Annotated in this window: 21 protein-coding genes and 1 tRNA gene; 12 read left to right on the top strand and 10 right to left on the bottom strand. The window is 62.1% G+C overall.

Features of this window, described 5'->3' with window-relative positions:
- The first annotated feature begins 1 nt into the window (after position 1).
- The gene (locus NXS98_RS14235; protein ID WP_283845687.1) at positions 2 to 1978 is read left to right on the top strand and encodes a hypothetical protein; all 1977 of its coding nucleotides are present in this window, start codon (positions 2 to 4) and stop codon (positions 1976 to 1978) included.
- 151 nt (positions 1979 to 2129) lie between these two features.
- Here the strand turns inward: NXS98_RS14235 and NXS98_RS14240 are convergent, their stop codons facing one another.
- The 3 genes from NXS98_RS14240 to NXS98_RS14250 form a co-directional block, all read right to left on the bottom strand.
- Positions 2130 to 2585, bottom strand: coding sequence for a DUF5069 domain-containing protein (locus NXS98_RS14240; RefSeq protein ID WP_283845688.1), 456 nt, complete (start codon positions 2583 to 2585; stop codon positions 2130 to 2132).
- Between the two features lie 2576 nt (positions 2586 to 5161).
- Entirely contained in the window at positions 5162 to 5431 is a 270-nt protein-coding gene (locus tag NXS98_RS14245; RefSeq protein ID WP_283845689.1) for a GIY-YIG nuclease family protein, read from the bottom strand.
- Between the two features lie 548 nt (positions 5432 to 5979).
- Entirely contained in the window at positions 5980 to 6231 is a 252-nt protein-coding gene (locus tag NXS98_RS14250) for a hypothetical protein (RefSeq protein ID WP_283845690.1), read from the bottom strand.
- Between the two features lie 88 nt (positions 6232 to 6319).
- Between NXS98_RS14250 and NXS98_RS14255 the strand changes: the two genes are divergently transcribed.
- The 8 genes from NXS98_RS14255 (at position 6320) to NXS98_RS14290 (ending at position 9851) form a co-directional block, all read left to right on the top strand.
- A complete protein-coding gene (locus NXS98_RS14255; RefSeq protein WP_283845691.1) occupies positions 6320 to 6625 on the top strand; it encodes a helix-turn-helix domain-containing protein in 306 nt (101 codons plus the stop codon).
- Positions 6626 to 6760: 135 nt separating this feature from the next.
- A complete protein-coding gene (locus NXS98_RS14260) occupies positions 6761 to 6943 on the top strand; it encodes a hypothetical protein (protein ID WP_283845692.1) in 183 nt (60 codons plus the stop codon).
- Between the two features lie 59 nt (positions 6944 to 7002).
- Positions 7003 to 7131: a hypothetical protein gene (locus NXS98_RS14265; protein ID WP_283845693.1), complete on the top strand. Its 129-nt coding sequence runs from the start codon at positions 7003 to 7005 to the stop codon at positions 7129 to 7131.
- On the top strand, positions 7112 to 7321 hold the full coding sequence (locus NXS98_RS14270; protein ID WP_283845694.1) for a hypothetical protein: 210 nt from the start codon (positions 7112 to 7114) through the stop codon (positions 7319 to 7321). The genes NXS98_RS14265 and NXS98_RS14270 overlap by 20 nt, the downstream gene beginning before the upstream one ends.
- Positions 7311 to 7547, top strand: a complete 237-nt coding sequence (locus tag NXS98_RS14275; protein WP_283845696.1) for a hypothetical protein — start codon at positions 7311 to 7313, stop codon at positions 7545 to 7547. Before NXS98_RS14270 ends, NXS98_RS14275 begins: the two co-directional genes overlap by 11 nt.
- On the top strand, positions 7519 to 9000 hold the full coding sequence (locus NXS98_RS14280) for a DnaB-like helicase N-terminal domain-containing protein (protein ID WP_283845697.1): 1482 nt from the start codon (positions 7519 to 7521) through the stop codon (positions 8998 to 9000). Before NXS98_RS14275 ends, NXS98_RS14280 begins: the two co-directional genes overlap by 29 nt.
- 175 nt (positions 9001 to 9175) lie before the next feature.
- Entirely contained in the window at positions 9176 to 9454 is a 279-nt protein-coding gene (locus tag NXS98_RS14285) for a hypothetical protein (protein WP_283845698.1), read from the top strand.
- A gap of 7 nt (positions 9455 to 9461) precedes the next feature.
- Positions 9462 to 9851 (top strand): type II toxin-antitoxin system VapC family toxin, encoded by a 390-nt coding sequence (locus NXS98_RS14290; RefSeq protein ID WP_283845699.1) that lies wholly within the window; start codon positions 9462 to 9464, stop codon positions 9849 to 9851.
- Here the strand turns inward: NXS98_RS14290 and NXS98_RS14295 are convergent.
- The 7 genes from NXS98_RS14295 to NXS98_RS14325 form a co-directional block, all read right to left on the bottom strand.
- Positions 9848 to 10465: a DEAD/DEAH box helicase family protein gene (locus NXS98_RS14295; protein ID WP_283845700.1), complete on the bottom strand. Its 618-nt coding sequence runs from the start codon at positions 10463 to 10465 to the stop codon at positions 9848 to 9850. The genes NXS98_RS14290 and NXS98_RS14295 overlap by 4 nt on opposite strands.
- A 75-nt stretch (positions 10466 to 10540) precedes the next feature.
- Positions 10541 to 11323, bottom strand: coding sequence for a site-specific integrase (locus NXS98_RS14300; RefSeq protein ID WP_283845701.1), 783 nt, complete (start codon positions 11321 to 11323; stop codon positions 10541 to 10543).
- 10 nt (positions 11324 to 11333) lie between these two features.
- A tRNA-Met gene (locus NXS98_RS14305) sits at positions 11334 to 11410 on the bottom strand.
- A gap of 64 nt (positions 11411 to 11474) precedes the next feature.
- On the bottom strand, positions 11475 to 12011 hold the full coding sequence (locus NXS98_RS14310; RefSeq protein WP_283845702.1) for a hypothetical protein: 537 nt from the start codon (positions 12009 to 12011) through the stop codon (positions 11475 to 11477).
- A 130-nt stretch (positions 12012 to 12141) separates the two neighbouring features.
- Entirely contained in the window at positions 12142 to 13200 is a 1059-nt protein-coding gene (gene pseI / locus NXS98_RS14315; protein WP_283845703.1) for a pseudaminic acid synthase, read from the bottom strand.
- Positions 13197 to 14705 carry a UDP-2,4-diacetamido-2,4,6-trideoxy-beta-L-altropyranose hydrolase gene (pseG, locus tag NXS98_RS14320; RefSeq protein WP_283845704.1) on the bottom strand — a complete coding sequence of 503 codons (1509 nt, stop codon included), beginning with the start codon at positions 14703 to 14705 and terminating at the stop codon, positions 13197 to 13199. The genes pseI and pseG overlap by 4 nt, the downstream gene beginning before the upstream one ends.
- A gap of 153 nt (positions 14706 to 14858) precedes the next feature.
- Positions 14859 to 18617, bottom strand: coding sequence for a PAS domain S-box protein (locus NXS98_RS14325; RefSeq protein WP_283845705.1), 3759 nt, complete (start codon positions 18615 to 18617; stop codon positions 14859 to 14861).
- Between the two features lie 189 nt (positions 18618 to 18806).
- On the opposite strand from NXS98_RS14325, the gene NXS98_RS14330 reads away from it, so the two are divergent.
- From NXS98_RS14330 to NXS98_RS14340, 3 genes are read left to right on the top strand one after another with little or no spacing between them, the layout of a single operon-like run.
- The gene (locus tag NXS98_RS14330; protein WP_283845706.1) at positions 18807 to 19397 is read left to right on the top strand and encodes an NfeD family membrane protein; all 591 of its coding nucleotides are present in this window, start codon (positions 18807 to 18809) and stop codon (positions 19395 to 19397) included.
- Positions 19398 to 19428: 31 nt separating this feature from the next.
- Positions 19429 to 20997, top strand: a complete 1569-nt coding sequence (locus NXS98_RS14335; RefSeq protein ID WP_283845707.1) for a flotillin family protein — start codon at positions 19429 to 19431, stop codon at positions 20995 to 20997.
- Between the two features lie 12 nt (positions 20998 to 21009).
- Positions 21010 to 22227, top strand: coding sequence for a carbonic anhydrase (locus tag NXS98_RS14340; protein ID WP_283845708.1), 1218 nt, complete (start codon positions 21010 to 21012; stop codon positions 22225 to 22227).
- Positions 22228 to 23028 lie beyond the last annotated feature (801 nt).

Here is a 23028-nt window from a genome sequence, read left to right on the forward strand (position 1 = left end):
CATGCCAATGATGGCAGTCTGGAATCTGGGCGCCGCGGCGGTGCTGGCGGCGGTGATGTTATGGGCGGGGGCGGCGCCGGCGTGGGCGCAGCGCAACCCGTACATCGGTTACATCTTTCCGGCGGGGGGGAAGCAGGGGGCCATGTTTCAGGCGGTGTTGAGCGGCCAGTATCTGGACGGCATCACCAATGCGGTGGTGACGGGCGGCGGCGTCGAGGGCGTGGTGGTGGAGCACATCAAGCCGTTGAATGGACGACAGCTCACCCTGCTGCGGGACCGTTTGCGCAACATGCAACAGGGGCTGGCCACCACGCCCAAGACCAACCCGGTGGTCAGTTTTGTCAGCGAGTTCAACACCAACGTCATCGAGCGCCTGGACCGCGCCGCGCTGGAAAAGGAGATGAATGAAATCCGGCGCAAGCTGGCCAATCCCAAAAACCAGCGTCCGCCCAATCCGCAACTGGCCGAAGATGTGGCGTTGCGCATCAGCATTGCGCCCGACGCCGCGCCAGGCCGGCGGGAGCTGCGGGTGCGGACGGCGGCGGGGCTGTCCAATCCGGTGACGTTTTACGTGGGGGAGCTGCCGGAGCATCTGGAGGTGGAGCCGAAAGCCAACCCCACGGAACTGGGGGCCACGGTGTCGCTGCCGGTGGTGATTAACGGCCAGATTCTGCCGGGGGATGTGGACCGCTACCGCTTCAAAGGGCGGCGGGGCGAGCGGCTGGTGTTGCACGTGCAGGCGCGGCAGCTCATCCCGTATGTGGCGGACGCGGTGCCGGGATGGTTCCAGGCCACGGTGGCCCTGTACGACAGCCGGGGGAAGGAGCTGCAATATGCCGACGATTACCGCTTCCATCCCGACCCCGTGCTCTACTACGAGCTGCCGGCGGACGGCGAGTATGTGATTGAAATCAAGGACGCCATTTACCGGGGGCGGGAGGATTTTGTGTATCGGATTACAGCGGGCGCGGTGCCGTTCATTACCAGCCTTTATCCCCTGGGCGGGCCGGTGGGGCAGACCACGAAAGTGGCCTTGAAGGGCTGGAATCTGACGCAAACGACGCTGGAGGTGACTCCCGACGCGCCGGGCATCCAATGGCTGCGGCTCAAGGGCGACAAACTGGAATCGCCGCCCGTGCCTTTTGCCGCCGACACCCTGCCGGAAATGGAGGAAACGGAGCCGAACAACGCGCTGCGGACGGCGCCAGGGGTGACGTTGCCGGCGATTATCAATGGGCGCATCCAGAGTCCGGGGGATGTGGATGTGTTTGCCTTTGAAGGCAGGGCCGGGGAAACGGTGGTGGCGGAAATCATGGCCCGGCGGCTCAACTCGCCGCTCGACGCCCAGTTGCGCATCACCGATGCCCAGGGCCGGCAGGTTGCCTTCAACGACGACCACGAAGACAAGGCCACCGGCCTGAACACCCATCATGCCGACTCCTATCTCATGCTCACGCTGCCGGCCAGCGGCCGCTTTTTCGTGCACGTCAGCGACACCCAGAATCAGGGCGGGCCGGAGCACGCCTACCGCTTGCGGTTGAGCGCGCCGCGGCCGGACTTTGAGCTGCGGGTGGTGCCGGCGAGCCTGAATGTGCGCGCCGGCGGCAGTGTGCCGGTGACCGTGCATGCGCTGCGCAAGGATGGTTTCACCAATGAAATCAAGGTGGCCCTCAAGGAGGCGCCCAAGGGCTTCGTGCTCAGCGGCGGGCGCGTGCCGGCGGGCACGAATCTGGCGCGGCTCAACCTGACCGCGCCCGCGCTGGAGACCAATGCCCTCATCAGCCTGGTGCTGGAGGGCCGCGCCAGCATCGGCGGGCGGGAGGTGACGCGCCTGGCCGTGCCGGCGGAAGACATGATGCAGGCGTTCTATTACCGGCATCTGGTGCCGGCGCAGGAATGGCTGATGGCGGTGATGGGCCGGGCCCCGGCGCGCGCGGCGGCGCCAGCCAGAGCGGCCAATCCGTCCCCCAAAAAATGAACAGGGCAGGAAGCGCCTCCCGGTGTTGCGGGAAGCGCCCCCTAAAAAAGGAAAGGCACGGACACCCATCCGTGCCTTTTGCGGGCCGCCGTCCGCCTAGCGCCCTATGACGGGCGACGGTGACCGCAAATCCGTAAAAACATTTTCCGCGTCAGGGCTGGCCGCCGAACGAGACGTAATCATCCAGGTCCAGCAGGTCAAACCACGTGACAATGTCCGCGCGGGCGGGCGCGATTTTGGCATGCACGCCCTGGAAAAAATCGCGCAGCTCCACCGCGCCGGGCGTGCGTTGCTCCTGCCAGGCGGACCAGGCGGCGATTTCCGCCGGATGCCGCCGGTGTTGCGCATTTTTCTCAATCCATTCCAGCACCGCGCCGTCGCCCAGGCCGGCGGCGAGCTGGGCCTTGAGGGCCTCCGCGTCCACCCCTGCAAACGTGAGCCATTGCTGGTCCAGGGGGCAGGCGTAGTTGTATTCGCCGTTTTTGCCCGCCAGCAGCGCACGACCCTTGTCGAGCATGCGGGGCAGAATGACGTAACCGCCGAGGCGCACGCGCGGGCTGCGCGGCGGGCGTTGCGTCAAATCCGGATATGCCAGGTTCGCGGCCATTTGATTCAACTAATAAAAAATATCAGACCACTTAATTTTAATACTGTCATAAGTTGCACCATCATCGCCGATGCGCAAGTGAAAAAAAGTCCATGCCCCGGCAGCAGCAGCGATGACCTTAACGTCATGACGCAGAAATAAAAGGAGGGAGCAGGCGCCGGGAACCGGGTTCTCCCCTCTTCGTAAGGGCTGACAGACGAAAGGATTGTTGCAGCGCCGGCTTCCCCTTCATGTAGCGCAGGCGTCCCGCCTGCGGGTTCACGGAGCCTCCCGGCTCCGTGACTGCTGAATTGCCAACGTCAAGCGGGCGCGCCTGGTTACCCCAGTCCGCACGGCAACCTTTCATTTCCTATAGCGCAGGCGTCCCTTATGTAGCGCAGGCGTCCCGCCTGCGGGTTCACGGAGCCTCCCGGCTCCGTGATTGCAGCACTGATAAGGTCAAGCTGACGCGCTCGGAAACAACAAACTGAGTACCAATCTTTCCTGTGCAGTAACGAAGGTGAGCACGCATCGTAAGGTGGGAATAAGCCTGCGAGCGGCAGGCCAAATCCCGCTCTGCGAGACGAGGACGCCTGCGCTACACACCCTCACCTTAGCCTTTTACCACGATGGGGTAGGGGGAATACGAGGAAGAGCGCGTGAAGGGGGGAGAGCAACCACGAATGGACACGGATAGACACGGATTTTTAACAGAAGGAAACGAAGGGAACGAAGAGGGAGAAGAGGTCCCTCAGCCTGACCTTCTCCCGGGGGGAAAGGGGGGGATTATAGCGGGACGGATTATACTGCCCCTAGCCTGTGGGACGCCATACGTTATGGCTAATGCGAGATTGAAGTGCGGATTGGTGCGTCCAGGGGCGTGTGTTTGACGACGGCAATTCAGCAAGCACGGAGCCGGGAGGCTCCGTGAACCCGCAGGCGAGGACGCCTGCGCTACATGGGGGGACGCCTGCGCTACACACCATCACCTTGGCTTTCTGCTACGATGGGGTGGAGGGAAAAGGGGGCAGAAATGGTGAAGGGGAAACACCAACCACGAATGAACACGAAGGGACACGAATTTTGAACAGAAGGAAACGAAGGGAACGAAGGGGGAAAACGCCCCCTCACCCTGGCCCTCTCCCCGGGGGGAGAGGGAAATACATCAAGTTCTGTCACAGACTTTGACCACCCTCACCCTAGCCCTCTTCCACTGGGAGAGGGAGGAATTGTAGCTGCGCGGATTATCCTGCGCTGGCCATGGATCTCCCCATGGCCTGCGGGACCCGGGCCGAATCCCGCTGTGCGGGACGGGACGCCTGCGTTATGGGAAATGAATGGTTGATGGGCGGATTGGTGCTTCTTAGGGGTACCGCTTGACCTTGGTAATTCTGTAGTCACGGAGCCAGGAGGCTCCGTGAACCCGCAGGCGAGGACGCCTGCGCTACAGACCCTCACCCTGGCCCTGTCCCGGGGGGAGAGGGGAAATAGTTAATGTGCCTCGAATTATTCATTATCTGCGTTTGCTCAATGCAGACGAGGAGGGAAAGTAAGAATAGAAACCCCATAGATGTTCTCATCTCCATTCGTTGCCTCCGGCCTGCGGGACGCAGGCTGAATCCCGCTGTGCGGGACGGGGACGCCTGCGTTATGGGAAATGAATGGTTGATGGGCGGATTGGTGCTTCTAAGGGGTTTCGCTTGACCTTATCAGTTCTGTAGTCACGGAGCCGGGAGGCTCCGTGAACCCGCAGGCGAGGACGCCTGCGCTACGTGGGGGGACGCCTTCACCTATTTTGAAACTTATTTCAACCGCGCGCGGCTCCACCGCGCCGTGGGTTACTCACCCCTGTGGCCTTTGAGAACCAAATCAACTAAAAACAACGCATGCGCACCCATCTTCAAGGTTCTCATCAAACCGGGGCAAGCCCAGGACGCCCCAGGGGAGCGCTTTAAGGATTACCTGGTTGAAAAAAATGGCTTAATTTGGTGGCAGGACTGACCGCACCATGGGAACAGGGAACAGAGCGGAGAAAAAGCCATTAAAAACATCCGGCGGACCGCGTGGCGGGGTGGTATGTTCTGGGAAAGTAACCAAAAGCGCACGCCCGCCGGCGGGTCCAAATGTCTGGGGGAAGGGTTTGAAAAAAATGGAAAATGCGGGATAGTTTCACCGTGACGTTGACTTCTGACAAAAAGGGCCGGATTTGCAGTCGGCAATTATTCAAGCCGTTGACCTCTTTTGAGGTTAAAAAGCAGGAGGATGGCTCAATCTTGGTGCGCGAACTTGGCCCGGTGGAAGTTGAATGTGAGGTCTTGGGTTTGGACGATGTGGATCCAAGCACCTTGCTTCCCCGGGATGGCTCTAAAATCTTGCCGGAAAGCATCGCGGCGGCTATCCGGGCTGACCGGGAGAGGCGCGCTTGAAAGTCATTATGATAGTTAGGCGCTAACCTGGGCTTTTGCAGAAGTCCAGGTTGACGGAAAGAAACGATCCCAAGGGCAATTCCGGCGCGCCGAGCGGCCTTCCTGCAAGGGAGTCAACAAAACGCACGGCGTTTTCCCCCTGGAGCCGGAAGCAGAACCCGCAGGGCGGGATTAGGAGCCTGCACTTGCGCGTTTCAATCCGGTGGCGCGGTAAAAGCCTTCGCCGCCTTTCTGGCGTTTGAGGAAATTCTCCCAACGCCGCGCGGCGGACAAGTCCATGGGCGGGCTGGCATAGACCAAGGTCCAAGGGCCGCTTTCCCGGGTCCAGTGGGAGACGCCTTGGTTGTGCTGCTCCAGGCGGCGGGGCACGTCCTCGCTCAAGCCAATGTAGAAGCGGCCTTGGGGGGTTTGGAGGACGTAAACTTGGTAGTGGGCATCCACGGATTAAACAAAGGCATCAAGACGCGGACAGGGATTTGGTTGCGGGGGGTGGATTCGAACCACCGATCCCGCAGGGCGGGATTAGGAGCCGCTTTGCTAGCGGTTGTGCGGCAGCGGCTTGGACAGGGGAGATGATCTCTTCAGGTTGGCGCTTCAGGGAGGGGGGGAAAATGGATTGAAAAGGCTTGGTTTGTTCGCTTTTGACATCCACCGGGCCATTGGCGTTTTCGCCGGTGTTGGCAAGGGGAAATGGCATATCCGGGATTTGGTTGCGGGGGGTGGATTCGAACCACCGATCCCGCAGGGCGGGATTAGGAGCCGCTTTGCTAGCGGTTGTGCGGCAGCGGCTTGGACAGGGGAGATGATCTCTTCAGGTTGGCGCTTCAGGGAGGGGGGGGAAAATGAATTGAAAAGGCTTGGTTTGTTCGCTTTTGACATCCACCGGGCCATTGGCGTTTTCGCCGGTGTTGGCAAGGGGAAATGGCATATCCGGGATTTGGTTGCGGGGGGTGGATTCGAACCACCGACCTTCAGGTTATGAGATTTTTTCAAATGCGTTTTAATGGCTGACCGATGGGCCGAGTGGTTCGTGGTTCATCCTTTTGATCCAGGATTTTGAACCGCAAAGGGAAAGTTATTCGGTTTTGGTTGGCTTCAAGACTCACCAGGCCGGCGTGAACGATTTGGGTTAAAATTTCGGTTTGCCCCAAATTGGTTTCGTCACTTAAGCGTTTTAAGCGCTCTAAATCCTCGTCCGCGATATAGAGCCGCCGAGTCGTGCCTTTGATTGTATTGCTCATATAAGAAAACGATATGATACTATTTGACGCTTTATGGCATTAAAAGACTTGACATTAAATGACATCCTATGGCATTGTAGGACTCGTTATGGTAACATTAAAAATCAAAACGAATTACAACATACCCCCCAACCGGATCATGCTGCGCGAGGTCTGCTTGTTGTTGCATATTTCGCAAAGCACGGCCAAGCGCCGGATCAAATCCGGCGATCTGGCACCTTGCAATCCCAACGGGCCGGGGCGCCGGAAGCCGTTGTTGTTTGACCTGGAGCAGATCAGGGCATTGGCCGGGCCCGGTGCGCCCAACGTGGAATATGTTCCGATGGATGAAAACAAAAATGGCGGCGGCTTGATTTCGGTCAAGGAGGCGCTGCGTCACGCCAGGAGGAGTTAAAAATGAACCCTCGCAACACCCAAGTTATCCTGAACTGCGCCGTAGGCAGTGCTCTTTTTGTGATTGAAGACGAGGGAGTGATGGAGGGCAAAAATGAAAGCCATAGTGCATGAAAAATTCAGACTGAGGGCTGGGATGAGGATTTTGCTGGCTGAGGGGCCGGCGGTGGTGGAGCGGGTGAATGGCTGTGCGGCCGTTTGCCGGCTGGAGGCGCCGCGGGTGCGGCAATTTACCACGATCAGCGGCTGTCCCGTGCGAATCGAGGCCAGGGGGGAGTTGGTCAGGATCAGTCCTAACAGTGAAGTCCAGGTCTTGTGAAAAATTCAGTCAATTATTGGGCGTTCACGCTTTGCCGGGACAAACTGCGTGAAATTTCAATGAAGTGGCGCCTTTTCAGGCAGGATAATGAGCGGCTGGCGGAGCATTACCTGCAAATGGCCAAGGGATGGAGGGTTTTGAAAAACCACTACCAGAAACAGGCCAAACATGAAGACTGCGCCAATTGAATTGATCGAAGCCGCTTGTGAGGCGGCCCGGCTGCTGGCGATCCATTCCAACCGGATCAGGGGATCAAATGAAAAAGCCGATGTTGAATTAAATCAAAAATCCCTTGTGGCGATCCACCGCATTGTTGAGTCGCTGGACGGAGTGATCCCGCAAACCATTTTGTATCGGAGCCCTAAAGATGCGCCGTGAAATCGAGCAGTTGTTGGAAGTGGCTGCAGCTCGAGTGATGCTCACGAAACAAGACCTGGCGCTGCGCTACTCGGTCACCGAGCGCACCATCGAGCGATGGAATGCCCTGGGTTTTTTGCCGGCGCCTGATTTTGAGTTCAGGCGCACCCTGCGCTGGTCAGCGTTGAAAATTTTCCGTTGGGAACAAGGGAGAAAGAATGCAAAAAAACGATCTTCCACCATTTGATGAGGGCGCGGAGCGGGCGGCGCTGGCGTGTGTGATGCTGGCGCCCAGTTGCATGGAGCAATGGGCTTTACTGGATCAGTTAAGGCCCAAGCTTTTTTTTGATGGCCGGCACCGGCAATTGTATGAACTCATGGAGACCCTGAGGGCAGGCGGCCATGCAATAGACCTGGTGACGTTGGTTCATTTTGCCAAAGCGCAAAAAATTCAACTGGATGCCGCCTGGCTGGCCAGCATTGCGGAAAGCGAGCACAGCGTGGTTAATTTCCTTCACTATCTGGGGATACTCCAAGACCTGGCTGCCCGCCGCTGGACGCTCCAGCGTAGCCAGCGGCTTCAAGAGTTGGCGCGGAATGGGGAGTTCAGCCTGGAGACGGTGAAGGCCGAGCTTGCCGAGCTTTGGGAAAAAACCGCGCGCATTGGGGAGCAGAGCCGCCCCTGGTTGGAGATCGTGACCATCAAGGAACTTAAAAGCTATCAGCCCGATCCCAGCACTTTTTTGATCGGCGCCGACATGGTTAGCCGGGGTGAGCTATGCCTGATAGCCGGCTGGGCGGGCCTGGGAAAAAGCCGACTGGCCAACACGCTGGCTTTTGCTGGAGCTCGTGGCACCGGTACCTGGATGGGTTACGAAGTGAAACGCCAGTTTCGGAGCCTTGTTTTACAATGTGAGAACAGTTTGCGCCGCCTGAAAAATGAAATTCTGGATTTGCCCGAGTCATTCCAGGACTGGGTGAAGTTTTCCAAGCCCTGCCCTCTGGCTTTCAACCGGGCCGAGTTTCGTAGTGAATTGAGGCGTTTCTGGGATCAATGGCCATTTGATGTGCTGATTGTGGATCACTGGCTGGAGGTGGCCCGCGAGGAGGGCCAGGCGGATCACATGGAGGCGCTGGACAACATCTGGTCCAGCCTGCCCCGGGGGGAAAAAGCCCCGGCCCTGGTGATCATTGCTCACCTGAGAAAACAGCGAGGAGGCGAAAATTGGAGACCGAAAACCGGGCGCGAGCTTCTCAGCGAGATCAGCGGCTCATACGCGATAGGAGCCAAGGCGCGCACGGTTTTTGTGATTCAACCAGCCACCATGAACGCCGAGGACGACCGGATTGTTTTTGATTGTGCTAAAAGCAACAATGACACACCACTGCCCATGAGCGCCTGGTATCGGCGGAATGGCGCCTTCCAGCCCTGCCCGGATTTTGACTTCGACGGCTGGCTGAACCCACCGGACGACCGCGGAGGCAAGCAGCGCCAGGTGACCGATCAGGTGATGCGGGAGATTTTCCACGGCGGACGGCGGGCGCTTTGCCGGTTGGACGCCGTCGAGGCTCTGTGCCAGGTAACGGGCCTGGCCACGAGCACGGCCTACAAATACTTCGACGGGGGGAAGACGCCGCAAGGGGAGCGATTCAAGGATCGCCTGGTGGAAAAAAACGGGTTAATTTGGTGGCAGGATTAAGCGCACCAGGGGAACAGGGAACAGGGGGATAGAAAACCCTAAAAAAACTGTGCCGGGCCGCGTGGCGGGGGGGTGTGTTCCGGGAAGGTAACCGGAAGCGCACGCCCGCCAGCGGGCCAAAATGTTCGGGGCAAGGGCTTGAAAAAAGAGGAAAAGCGTGGGAAATTCTTACTGCATGAGCGTGACAGTCATCAGAGCAAAACGGCAGACCACCTTGCCCAAAGATGTCTGCCAGGCGGCCGCCATCCAGGAAAAGGATGTGGTGGAATGGCGCTTTGAGGACGGCGAGATTCGAGGCCGCAAACTGCACCCCGCCCAGGCGACCACCAAGGTAGTCAAGCCAGTGCGGCACAAGGGGCGGCTGGTGCTGCCGGAGTTGGACATTGATTTTGACCAGTTGTCCAAGGACATCCAAGCTGAGCGCAAAGCACGTGATGAAATGCTATTGGGATAGTTCGGCCTTGATCAATGCCTTGGTCTCCCGCCCAGTGATGGAGAAATTGAGCCAAGGCCCCGCAAACCACTTCACCCGGTCACATGGATTTTGTGAGGTGTTTTCAACCATCACCGGCCGAGGACTGCCTTGCAAAGGTGGCGGACGAGTGAAGGTCCTGCCTGGCGATGCCGCCCAAATCATTGAAGACCTTGCCGCGCATTTGACGGTGCGCGACCTTGACTTGGCGGAAACCATGGAGACCTTGAAAAGCGCGGCTGGCCTCGGAGTTCAAGGCCCGCAAATCTATGATCTCTTGCATGTAAAAAGTGCTTTAATGTGTGGTGCCGCGGTGATTTACACGCGGGACGCCGATTTTAAAGCCATCCAGCCAGGGTTGCAAATTGAGAGGCCTTAAAACACCTTCCCCCGCAGATCGGCCCCGGAGTCCAGGTTGAGGGAAAGAAACGATCCTAGGGCCATTTCCGGCGCGGCAAGGGGCCTTCCTGCGAGCGAGTCCACAAACCGGACGGCGTTTTCGCCTTGGAGGCGGAAACAGACCAGTTCCGAAACCTCGTTGGTGATTGCCTCGTTGAGCCGGTTGGGCCTTTGGGTGCAAAAAACCGTTTCCAGGCCCCGTTTGCGGCCGGTTTGAATGCACAGGGCCAGCTCCTGGGGGATGGTGAGTGGGCCGCAGTACTTCCAGACTTCATCAATGAGCAGGATTTTGCGGCCTGGCCCACGGCCGGCGGCTTCGTAGGCCCATTCACAGAAGAAGCGGAAGGCCTGGGGAAGCTGGCCGGGAAACATGGCGTGGGGATCGTAGATCACCCAGCCAGTGGCCAGGTCTTCCTCCAGATCGCGGGCGGTGGCGGCGGCGGGGAGGTCCAGGCGCTGGGCGGCCTCGCCGTCCGGATCAAAGATGAACCGGCAGGCCACGCCCTGGACATTGACGAGGTAGCGGAAGGCAAAGGTGGTCTTGCCGGAGCCGGAGACGCCGCAGATCAGGGTGACGCTACGCTTGGGGAGCATCCTTGGGAGCCGTGGGTGGCGGGGCGGGCTTGGGCGGCGGAGCCTGGGCGGCGATCAGGCGGTCGAGCTTGGCGCTCAGGGCCAGGTGATGCGCCACCAGGGTGGCCAGGGCGGTGCCCAGGATGACTTCCGGGGCGTTTTCGGCGCCGATGCCGGACTGGTTGAGCCACTTGGCGGCGCAGATCGGGCCGGCGGAGACCAGGGCGGCCTTGGCTGGGGCGGGCCAGCAAAGTATTGAATGGCCAGGAGGCGCATTAAATCGCGATCCCGTTGATAGGCCAAATCCAGGATGCGGCGGACTTGCTCCGGGGTGTGAATGCCGGGGGGGTGATCTGAGGGGCGCGGTTTATCCACGGCTAAAGCGGGATTGGTGGCGGCCAGGCCACGGCGCTGGCACCAGGAGAAAAAAGTCCGTAGGTCAGTGATCACATTTTTCCGGGTGGTGTTGTTCCAGGCAGGGGAGGTAATGAATTCTTCAATGTCCGCCGGTTTGATTTCGTGCAAAAGCAGGTTTTCCCAGCCTTCTAAAAAGTGAGAAAGAGACCAGCGGAGGGATTGGAGGTAGTGCCGGGTGAGGCCGGCGCGGGCCTTGGCGATCAGGAATTCATTGGCGGCGGCCTGAAGCGGGTGAGGGTGGGAATGGGGAGGGGGGAGGTGGCTGGGGAGGTGGGCGCCGGTCAGGGCCTGGGCGGCCTGGGCGAGGGCTTGGGCGGCTTGGGCCAGGGCCTGGGCGAGGAGCTCTTCAGGTTGGCCCTTCAGGGAGGGGGGAAAGATGGATTGAAACGGCGCGTTTTGTTCCGTTTTGACTTGCACTGGCGCGTTCGTTTTTTCGCCTGTGTTGGCAAGGGGAAATGGCATATCCGGGATTTGGTTGCGGGGGGTGGATTCGAACCACCGACCTTCAGGTTATGAGCCTGACGAGCTACCGGGCTGCTCCACCCCGCGTTCCGTAGGGAGGCTAATGTACTCAACGGCGGCGGGTCTGGCAAGGGGGGTTTTCGGATTTTTTTTATCCGACGCTGCTGACAAAGCCGGTGATTTTGGAGGGGCGCAGGCGGAGGAGGCGGTGGACGTAGGGGTTTTTCTTCCACTCGGTCAGCCGGGTGCGCAGGACGTTGGGGGTGGGAATCCAGAGGGAGCCGCCCAGTTCTTCTTCATCGTCGCGGGCGGGGCCGAAGTAGAGAAAGAGGCAGAGGCCGAGGGTCTCTTCCTCCTGGTCTTCGCCTTCTTCAACGGTGAGCTGGCGGGTGAGGCCAATCCATTCGTATTCCTGTTCGTCGAAGTCCACTTCTTCGTCTTCCAGGTCGCGGAAGTCCACGAAGTTGGTGATGAGGTGGGGGCAGTTGGCGCCCCATTCGAGGAGGACCATGTCGCCTTCTTCATCCAATTCGGCGCCTTCCACGCGGGTGGTGCAGTAGAAATCGAAGAAGGTGGCGAGTACATCCGCCGCGGGGAGGGCAGGGTTTTTGAGGGCGGGAAGGCAAAGCTCGCGGAAGCTCTGGACGGCTTCTTCGAGGCTGATGGTTTGCGACAAGCCGTTGCTCATAGTGGTGGCGATGGTGATTCTGGAAATAAAGTCGCAGCACCCAAGCGGTTGTGCAAGCGGTTTTTCCAGACGGGGCAATTTTTGGGCGGGGGTGGCCGGGGGGCGAAGGCCAGGGGGCGGCGGGGCGGGGTCAGTCGCTGGCAATCAGGTCCCATTGGAGGGGGGTGCCGCGGGGGATGTCGCAGGCGGCGCGGCGGCCCAGGATGGTGTCGTAATGGCGGGGGTGCAGGCCGGCGGCGGGGCGGAGGGAGCGGACGTTTTGCGGGGTAAAAGTGTCACCGGCACGCATATCGGCCACGACAAAGAGGGAGCGGCGGAACTGGCGGCTTTTGCTTTCCTGGGGGCTGACGGTGTAGTTGACTTCGCCGAGGGCGCGTTCGGCGTCGCGGACGGCCTGGACCATGGCGCGAAATTCCGCCGGTTCAAGGGAGAAGGCGGAGTCCGGCCCGGGGAGGGAGCGCGACAGGATGAAGTGTTTTTCGAGGATGCAGGCGCCGAGGGCCACGGCGGCGACGGGGGCGGCGAGGCCCAGGGTGTGGTCGGAAAGGCCCACGGGGAGCTGGAAGCGGCGGGCCAGGTCGGCGAGGGTGCGGAGGTGCATTTCTTCGGGGGGGGCGGGGTAGGCGCTGGTGCATTTGAGGAGCGCCAGTTCGCGGCAGCCGGCGGCGCGCAGGGTTTCGACGGCTTCGGTGATTTCTTCGAGGGTGGCCATGCCGGTGGAGGCGATGACGGGTTTGCCGGTGGCGGCGACTTTGCGGAGGAGGGGGAGGTCCACCAGCTCGAAGGAGGCGATTTTGTAGGCGGGGACGTCGAGTTGCTGGAGGAAGTCCACGGCGGTGAAGTCAAAGGGGGTGGAGAAGAAGTGGAGGCCCAGCTCCTGGGCGAGGGCCTGGAGGCGTGGAGTCCATTCCCAGGGCATGGCGGCCTGCTGGTAAAGTTCGTGGAGGGTGCGGCCGTCCCAGAGGGTGCCGCCCTGGATGCGAAACCACGGCTGGTCGGAGGCGAGGGTGAGGGTGTCGGCGGTATAGGTTTGGATTTTGACGGCGTCCGCGCCGGCGGCTTTCATGGCGCGGAGGGTTTGGGCGGCTTGTTCAAAATTGCCGCCGTGGTTGGCGGAGAGTTCGGCGATGATATAGACGGGGTGGCCCGGGCCGATGGGGCGTCCGGCGATGTGAAGGAGCGGGTTCATAGGGGGCGTTTCCATTCATAGACCAGGGCGGGCTGGCCGCGCACGTCTTTTTCGGCCCAGGGCAGGAAATCCGCTTTGGCGAAGGCGCGGAGGGAGGGCTGGTTGTCGGGCTTAATCCAGGCTTCGACGCGGCGGATTTCGGGGTGTTCGCGGCAGAGCTTGCGGCAGGCGGCCCAGATGAGCAGCGTGCCCCAACCCTGGCCGCGCGTTTCGGCGGACAAGCTGATGGAGATGGTGGCGGTGTGGCCGTCCAGGGCAAAGCGCGCCTGGCCCACAGGGCGGCCGGGGGTGGCTTCGGCAATCCAGAGGACGTGGCGGGGGTCGGCCAGCCGGGCCTTGAACCAAGCCAAATGATGTTCCCAGGAGACGGGTTCGGGGGAGAAGGAGACGGCGCGGACGGAGGGTTCATTGAACCATTCGTACACCAGGCGGGCGTCGTTCGAGGTGGCGGGGCGCAGGCGGACCTCGTTTTCGCGCAGATGCAGGCAGACGCGCTCGGCGCCGCGGCCGTCCACCAAAGCCCGTCCAGCGGCTGACATGGCGGCCCGGCGCGTGGCATCAGCGGCGAGGGCGGTAAGCGCGGCGGCGATTTGGTCGGGGGTGGCGGTTTCATGCCAGCCGAGGTTGACGGCGGCGCCGGCCGCGGCCAGCTCGTGGCAATTGCGCCGCTGGTTATCGGCCAGGCACAGGAGGAGGGCGGGCAGGCCCATGAAGGCCAGCTCCCACACGGTGGTGCCACCGGCGGCGATGGCAAGGTCGGCTTCAGCCATGCGGGCGGGCATGTCCGGGACATGAGGCAGGCATTGATGGGGGGTGCCGGCGAGGGCGCGGGCCAGGGCAGCGGCGTGGGGGTTGGCCGCGCCGGCCAGGACAAGGGCCTGGGGGGCGGCGCCGCCCAGGAGGTGCAGGGCTTCGATGACCTTGGCGGTGGCGTTGGCGGGGTCGCTGCCGCCGAGGGTCACGAGCAGTTTTTGGGCTTGCGCGGGAAAGGTGCGCGGGGAGTGGCGCCAGCGGGCAAACTCGCGGCGGAGCAAGGCATAGCGAGGCCCCAGCAGCAGTTCGGTGCGCGGCGGGACATGGGGATACCAGGCTGGGGCGGCGCCGAGGTTTTGATTCAGAAGCAGGTCCGGGGCAAACTCGGCCGGCACGCCGAAATCATCCACCCAGAGGACTTGCAAGCCGGCGGCTTGCAGCATGGCGCAGAGCGGCAGGGGGAACTGGTAGCCGTCCACCACCACCCAGCGGGCGTCGTGCTGGGCGGCGGTCTGGGCGGTGAAACGGGTATCCTCCCCTGCGCTGGTCTCCGGGGGCAAAGGAATCACTGTAGCGTTTTGCGCCTGGGCGCGGGCGGCCAGGGCGGGCGGCAGGTCGCGGCTGAGCAAAACGGCCTGACCACCTGCGGCTTGCCAGGCCTCGGCCAGGGCCAGGCAGCGCATCACATGCCCCGTGCCCATGGCGGGCGAGGCATCAGCGCGCAGCAACAGCGTTCGTGGTTTGATAATCATCCTCAAGCCTTGGTTGAGGCAGCGGTCAGAGCTTTTGTACACGAAAACGCCCGGCGTACGAAGCAAAGTTTTTGCGGCGGGGAGCAGGCCCGGTGTGGGTTTGCACGGGGCGCGCGCGGGCGGGGCGGCGGTGGCGGGCGGGTTGCCGGCGTGCTAGGCCATGGGGGGAGGCGTACTGTGTTTGGTTTGTTCGAGGGTGCGGGTGAGTTCGAGCACGTGTTGTTGGAGCTGCTCCCAGAGGGAGGCTGCCACGGGGCCGGTCTGGCCTTCATGGCCGAGTTTTTCCAATTCTGCGCACAGGGCGGCGAGGCGGGCGGCACCCATGTTGCGGGCGCTGCCTTTGAGGCTGTGGGCGGCATTTTTCAGGGCAGCGGCATCCTGGCGGTGGACGGCGTCGCCGATGAGCTGGAGGCGGCGGGGGAGGTCTTGCAGGAATAAATCAATCATTTCCACGACGGGGTCGGGCTGGCCGGCTTGTTGTAACTGGCGCAGGCGCAGCAGGGCCTGGTTATCGAGCACGGGCAGGGTGGCGTCGCCGCCGGGGTTGGCGGGCGGGGAGGTTTCCGGCGTGGCCGGCGCGGGCGTGGCAGCCGGCGCGGGCGCGGCAGGGCGGATGGGGATGCCGGCGCGGGTGAAGGCGGCCAATAATTCGCTGAGTTCCACCGGTTTTTGGACGTAATCATCCATGCCGGCGGCGAGGCAGCGTTCGCGGTCGCCGAGGAGGGCGTTGGCGGTGATGGCGATGAGGTAAGGGCGGGAGCGGAGGGGCGGCTGGGCCTGGGGGTCGTGGAGGCGGCGTTTGATTTCGCGGGCGGCGGTGTAGCCGTCCATTTCGGGCATGTTGCAGTCCAGCAGGACCACGTCGTAGGGGATGCGCTCCAGGGCTTCGATGGCTTCCTTGCCGTTGGCCACAGCGTCGGCGCGGAGGCCCAGCTTGGCCAGTTGCCGCAGGGCCACCTTTTGGTTGACGGGGTTGTCTTCGGCCACGAGGACGCGCAACGTGCGGGAGGGGTCCACAGGGCGAAGGACGGCGTCGGGCAGCAGCGGATGCAGGAGGTCCTCGCGGCCGGTGGCCAAACCGATGAGGCACTCGAGCAGGCGCGTTTGTTTCAGCGGTTTGAAGAGGCAGAGGGCGATGCCGGCGGCGTGGAGGACTTCAGGGTCGGGGCGCTGGCCCACGAGGGTGAAGAGGAGGAGGCGGGCGTGTTCATCGAGGCCATCGGCCTTGATTTGGCGGGCCAGGGCGAGGCCGGAGACATCGGGCATCTGCATGTCGAGCAGGATGAAATCGAAGCGCTGGCCGGCGGCTTTGCGGGCGCGCAATTTTTCCATGGCCTGGGCGCTGGTGGCGGCCAGTTCGACGCGCATGCCCCAGTAGCCGAGGAGGTACTCCACCAATTCGCGGGTGGCCTGGTGGTCGTCCACCAGGAGCACGGAGAGGCCGGCCAGGGCTTGAACGTTTTGCAGGCGGCCGGGGGTGGCGGGCTGGTCGGGCACCTTGTCCAGGGGCACTTCAAACCAGAAGGTGGAGCCGTGGCCGGGGGTGGAGTGGACGCCGATGCGTCCGCCCATGAGTTCCACCAGTTGCTTGGAGATGGCCAGGCCGAGGCCGGTGCCGCCGTAGCGGCGGGTGGTGCTGCCGTCGGCCTGCACGAAACTTTGGAAAATCCGGCCCTGGGCCTCTGGCGGGATGCCGATGCCGGTATCGCGGACTTCAAAGCGGACGGTGACCTGGTGGTCGTTTTCGGCGAGCTTGGAGATGTGGACGAGCACTTCGCCCTGTTCGGTAAATTTGACCGCGTTGCCGGCCAGGTTGAGGAGTACCTGGCGGAGGCGGCCGGCATCGCCCTGGACCATGACCGGCAGGTCGCAGTTGACCCAGGAGACCAGCTCCAGATTTTTCTGGTGGGCGCGCTCGGCGAGGACTTCGAGGGTGGTTTCAGCCAGGTCGCGGAGCGGGAAGGGGATTTTTTCCAGCGCCATACGGCCCGCCTCGATTTTGGAGAGGTCCAGCAGTTCATTGATTAAATCCTGCAGGGCACTGGCACTGGAGCGGATGATTTCCACATATTCGCGCTGTTCCTCGGTGAGGTGGGTTTCGGCCAGCAGGCCGGCGATGCCCACAATGCCGTTCATGGGGGTGCGGATTTCATGGCTGACATTGGTGAGGAACTCGGTTTTGAGGCGGGCGGATTCGACGGCGGCGCGGCGGGCGTTTTCGCTTTCCATTTCGGCTTTTTTGCGGGCGGTGATTTCCTCGACGGTGCCCTCGTAATAGGCCACTTCGCCATTTTCATCCTGCACGGCGCGGGCGTTTTCGGAAATCCAGATGGTGCTGCCGTCGCGGCGGTACACCTCGGACTCAAAGCCGGTGACGGTGCCTTTTTCGCGCATGAGGCGGATGAATTCCTCGCGGCGGTGGGGGTTGACGTAGAGCTGGTGCTCGATGTCGGTGAGGGCGCGCATCAACTCCTCGCGCGAGTCGTAGCCGTACATGCGGGCGAGGGCGGGGTTGGCGTCGAGGTAGCGCCCGTCGGGGGTGGTCTGGAAAATGCCCTCGACGGCGCGCTCGAAGATGGTGCGGTATTTTTCCTGGGCGGTGCGCAGGGCTTTCTCGGTTTCCAGCAGGCGGGTGACTTCGGTGGAGATGCCGATGAGGCCGCGCAGATGGCCGGAGGAGCTGTAGAGCGGCACTTTATTGGTGATGACCGAGTGGGCCACGCCTTCGGCATCCACGATTTCCTCGAGTTTCTCCAACACCGGCTTGCCGGTGAGCAGGAGTTGCTGTTCCTCCTCGTAGCGGCGCTGGGCGATTTCGCGGGGCAGAAAGTCGAAGTCGGTGCGGCCGATGGCCTGGTCCGGCGAGGCCAGGCCCAGCCAGCGGGCCATGCTGGCGCTGCAACGGAGGATGCGCAGGTCCACGTCTTTGAAGTAAATCAGGTCAGGGGTGTTGGCGAGCAGGGCGCGCAACAGGTCGCGCTCGTAGGCCAGCGCCTCCTCCATCTGCTTGCGTTCGGTGACGTCCCAAAAGATGCCCTGGACGCCGATGACGTGGTTGAAGGCGTCGAAGATGGGGGTTTTGATGACGTGGACATAGCGCTTCTGGCCGTCCTTGGTCTGGTTGGCCTCGATGATGTCCAGGGGCTGGCGGCTCTGCATGACCATCTGGTCATCGCGCCGGAATTTCTCCGCCATTTCCGGGGGGAAAAAGTCGAAGTCGGTGCGGCCCAGGATTTCCTCCGGCTTCAGGCCGAGCATCTGGCAGAAGCGCTGGTTGGCGAAGGTGAAGCGGCCGGCGTCGTCTTTGCGAATGATGTGCTGGGGGAGGCTTTCCACCAGGGAGTGGTAAAAGGCCTCGGATTCCTCCAGCGCCTGCATGGCGCGGTGATAATCCTCGGCGGCCTGTTCCAGGGCGCGCACATTGAGCCGCAGCTCGAGGTGGAGCATGACCTGGTGGGCGAGGATGCGCAGGGCCTCCAGTTGTTCCCACGGCAGCTCGCGGGGTTTTTCGTCCATGACGCACAGCACGCCCAGCGCATGATTCTCGCTGTTGACCAGCGGCGCGCCGGCGTAGAAGCGAATGGCGCGCCCGTCCAGCGCCAGCGGCTGGCCCGCCCAGCGCGGGTCGGCCTGCACATCGGTGACCATCATGACGCGGTGGCTGAGAATGGCCTCGGTGCAGAGACTGCCCTGGCGGGGCGCCTGGGTGACCGTCACGCCCACGCGCGATTTGAAAAACAGGCGCTCAGCGTCCACCAGGGTGATGAGGGCGATGGGGGTGCCGGTGATTTGGGCCGCCAGGCGGGCGAGTTCATCCAGGGCTTCCTCCGGCGGGGTATCCAACACCTCGTAGCGGCTGAGCGACTCCAGCCGTTGTTGTTCATTGGGCGGCATGGGTGTGGTCATGGTCATGCTCGTGATTAACCGTATCCCTTTCCGGCTCCGGCGTCCAGCGGGGCGATGGCCAGGGCCCGGGCTTTTCACCGGGGGCGGGGGGCTGGGACAGCAAGGGAAGCCGGTGGCGCCGGACTTTTTTGCTTTTGGGCTTGCGGGGAGACTGGGGCGGGGTGGTAGTATCTGGTTCAGGTTAACGCAGCTTTCATGTACTTTTACGTCATTTGCCTGGTGGTTGGGCTGGTATTCACGCTGCTGTGCGCCATTTTTGGGCACTTTTTTGGCGGGCATGACGCGGATGTGGGGGATGTGGAAGGGGCCGATGGCAGCGTGGGGACCGGCGGTCATGCGGAGGCGGGTTTTGCCGATTCCGGCGTACCGGCGTTGTCGTTTTTCAGTCCCACCGTGCTGGCTACTTTTGTGACGGCGTTTGGGGCGATTGGCACGATTCTCTCGTCCATTGACAGCGTGCGGGGCAAGCATTTGATTATTGCCACCATTGCCGCTTCGGGGGGCATGGCCATTGCGTGGGTGGCGCTGATGGTGTTTAACACAGCTTTTCGCAAGATGCAGGGCTCGAGCGAGTCGCGGGTGTCGCGGCTCATCGGCCAGGAGGCCAACGTCATCACCGCCATCCCGGCCGGGGGGGTGGGCGAGATTGCCTACATTCAGTCCGGCACACGGTACAATGCGCCGGCGCGGACGGAGAACGGGCAGCCGGTGGCGGCGGGGCAGTTGGTGCGCATCAAGCGCGTGGTGGGCACGCAATTTTACGTGGAACCGTTGACGGAGAAGTAAGGCGAAACCAGGCATTCATCTTCCATTACTTATGACGACACCTGTCTTGTTTGCGGAAATCAGCACGCCGGTGCTGGTGGGGCTGGGCATCGGGGCGCTGCTGTTTGTGTTTTTCCTGTTTGCGGCGCTGTGGGCCAGCCGGTTCACCAAGGTGGGGCCCAATGAGGTGCTGGTGGTTTCCGGCCGCAAACACCGGCTGGAGGACGGCACGGAGGTGGGCTTCCGCATCGTCAAAGGCGGCGGCACCTTTGTGATGCCGGTGGTGGAAAAGGTGGATGTGCTGTCCCTGGAGCTGCTGACCATTGATGTGCAGACGCCGGAGGTGTACACGGTCAAGGGCGTGCCGGTGCGGGTGGACGGCGTGGCGCAAATCAAGGTCAAGGGCGACGATGTGAGCATCCGCACGGCGGCGGAGCAATTCCTGAGCAAGGGGCGGGATGAAATCAAAAACATTGCCACGCAGACGCTGGAAGGGCATTTGCGCGCGATTCTGGGCACGTTGAGCGTGGAGGATATTTACCAGAACCGCGATGCCTTCGCCGCCAAGGTGCAGGAGGTGGCCGCCGGCGACATGGCCAACATGGGGCTGGCCATTGTGAGCTTCACCATCCGCGACATTCGCGACAATCAGGGGTATTTGGAGGCGCTGGGCAAGCCGCGCATTGCGCAGGTCAAACGCGACGCGCAGATTGCGCAGGCCGAGGCGGACCGCGACGCGATGATTAAGAGCGCCGAGGCGATGCAGAAAGGGCAGGAGGCCAAGTTTGCGGCGGACACCAAGATTGCGGAGGCGCAACGGGATTACCAGATCAACGTGGCCACCTATCAGGCGGCGGTGAACAAGCAGAAGGCCGAGGCCGATTTGGCGTACGACTTGCAGAAGTACAAGACCGGCCAGTTGGTCAAGGCCGAGGAAGTGCAGGTCAACATCATTGAGAAGCAAAAGCAGATTGAGCTGCAGGAGCAGGAAATCCGCCGCAAGGAGCGCGAGCTGCAGGCCAATGTGCAAAAGCCGGCCGAGGCCGAGCGGTACAAGGTGGAAACGCTGGCGAATGCCAAAAAATATCAGCTCGAGACCGAGGCCGCCGGCGCCGCCGAGGCCACCAAGCTGGCCGGCTTTGCCAACGCGGAAGCCGCCAAGGCCCAGGGTCTGGCGCAGGCCGAAATTGTGAAGGCCACCGGTCTGGCGCAGGCGGAAGCCGAGCGCGCCAAGGGTCTGGCCGAGGCGGCCGTCATCGAAGCCCAGGGCAAGGCGCAGGCCGAGGCGATGCGCCTGAAGGCCGAGTCCTTCAAGCTTTACAATGAAGCCGCCGTGATTGAAATGATGGTCAAGGTGCTGCCGGAGGTGGCCGCGCGCATCAGCGAACCGCTCAGCAAGACCGAGAAGATTGTCATCATCAATTCGGGCAACGGCCCCGGCGGCGGCGCCAGCAAGCTCACCGGGGATGTCACCCAAATCATCAGCCAGTTGCCGCCCGTGCTGGAAAGCCTGACCGGCATCAAGTTTGAAAAACTGCTGCAGCAGGTGCCGGCGCTGCGGCAGGCGATGGACGGCAAAGGCAAGCCCGGCGATTTGGGGACGCCGCCCAGCGCCAGTTAATCTCCTGACCCCATGCGCCTGCTGGAAGCCATCCTCGACGCTCAAAACCGCGCCGGCGGCGGTGGCGAGGGGGAGGCCCGCGTGCCCGCCGCGGCCCATGCGGCGGCACTGCCGCTGGTGGTGTTGAGCTGCGTGGACCCGCGGCTGAACACCAAACTGCCCCGTGCCCTCGGTTTGGCCGAGGACCAGTTCATCTGGCTCCGCAATGCGGGCAACATCATCACCGGCCCGCTGAGCAGCACCATGCGCTCGCTGGCGCTGGCGTGCCTGGTCAAGGGCGGGCGGGAAATTGCGGTGATTGGCCATACCGGCTGCCGCGTGGCCCACACCAGCATCATGGAATTGACGGAGGCGATGAAAAAGCTGGGCATTGAGCGCGCCCGGCTGCCGGAGAACCTGGTGGAGTATTTTGGGTTGTTTGCCAGCGAGCGGCAAAATGTCATCAAGGCGGTGGAGTTCATCCGGAGCAGCCCGCTGATCAGCCCCCGGTTGCCCGTGCATGGCTTGATCATGAATACCGATTCCGGACGGCTGGAGTGGGTCGCCAACGGTTACCAGGCCTTGGAGCAGACCACCACCGAATACCACTCCACCATCCGCCCGCCGGAAACGGTGGGCACGCCGCTGGAGGAATTGCCCGGCTACAAGTCCGCTGGGCTGGCAATGCCGGAGACCCAAATTGGTGAACATGCCACTCAATTGGGCGGCGTCAGCAGCGGGACGCCGTCCCTGCCGGTGCAGCCGGCCGCAGCAGTGGCGGCCGCGGCGGTGGGCACGGCGGCGGCCACCGGGCAAATTGGGACGGTGACCTCCGAAGCAGCCACTCCAGCCGTGACGCCCGGCGGCGCGCCAATCGGCGAGCAGCCCCGGATGACGATTGCGCAGCGTGTCGGTGAACGCCTCGGGCAAACGGTGGCGGAAAAAGTGACGGAGTTTTTGGAGACCAGGCTGGAGGGGGCGGAAACGGCCGGGCAGGCGATTGAAGTGTTGCTCAAGAAAATTGATCCCAACCGCCGATACACTTTGATTGGCAGTGATCAAAAGCGCTATGGGCCGGTCTCCGGGCGCATTGTGCAGCAATGGCTGACCGACAACCGGATTGACGCCAACACCCCCGTGCAGGTGGAAGGCTCCAGCATCTGGCAGACCCTCGCCACACTGCCGGAATTAAAATCGCTGCGGTTGCCTCCTCCCATTGGCGGGCAGGAAGTGCGCAAAAAAGGAAAGTAAGACCACCCCCGCCCGCAGGGATTTTGCCCCATCCCTTCTTTGCCTTCCCCGACTCCTTCTGTCCAAAATCCGTGTTCATCCGTGTCCCTTTACCCCATCGCGGGAAACGACTAGTGTGAGGGTGTGTAGCGCGGGCGTCGGCCCCATGTAGCGCAGGCGTCTCGCCTGCGAGTGATGCCTGCGTCCCGCAGGCCTATTCCCACCTTGCGATTCGTAAACGCCTGCGTTACGGCGCATGAAAGATTGACGCGAGGCCTAGTGCTTCCAGGCGCGTCCACTTGACGTTGGCAGTTCTGTAGTCACGGAGCCGGGAGGCTCCGTGAACCCGCAGGCGGGACGCCTGCGCTACACACCCTCACCTTGGCCTTTTACCACGATGGGGTGGAGGGAAAAGGTGGCAGAAAGGGTGAAGGGGAAAACACTAACCACGAATGAACACGAATGGACACAAATTTTGAACAGAAGGAAACGAAGGGAACGAAGAGGGAGAAGAGGCCCCTCACCCTGACCCTCTTGCCGAGGGGGACAATGGAACTGTTAATGGGCGTTGTGGGATTTTTTCGCCCGCTTTGTTGGCTACAGGCCAAGATGAAGATGAGGGAAACGGCAGCCGCTCAAATAAAACTCATTCATCCCTTGCCCCCGGCCTGCAAGACGCAGGCCTTATCCCGCCTTGCGGGACGAGAACATCTGCGTTGCGGCACAGAAAGGATTGGCGCGCGGACTGGTGCTTACATGCGCGTCTGTTTGATGACGGCAATTCTGCAATCACGGAGCCGGGAGGCTCCTTGAACCCGCAGG

The sequence above is a fragment of the Fontisphaera persica genome (assembly GCF_024832785.1).
Classification (GTDB): Bacteria; Verrucomicrobiota; Verrucomicrobiia; order Limisphaerales; family Fontisphaeraceae; genus Fontisphaera; species Fontisphaera persica.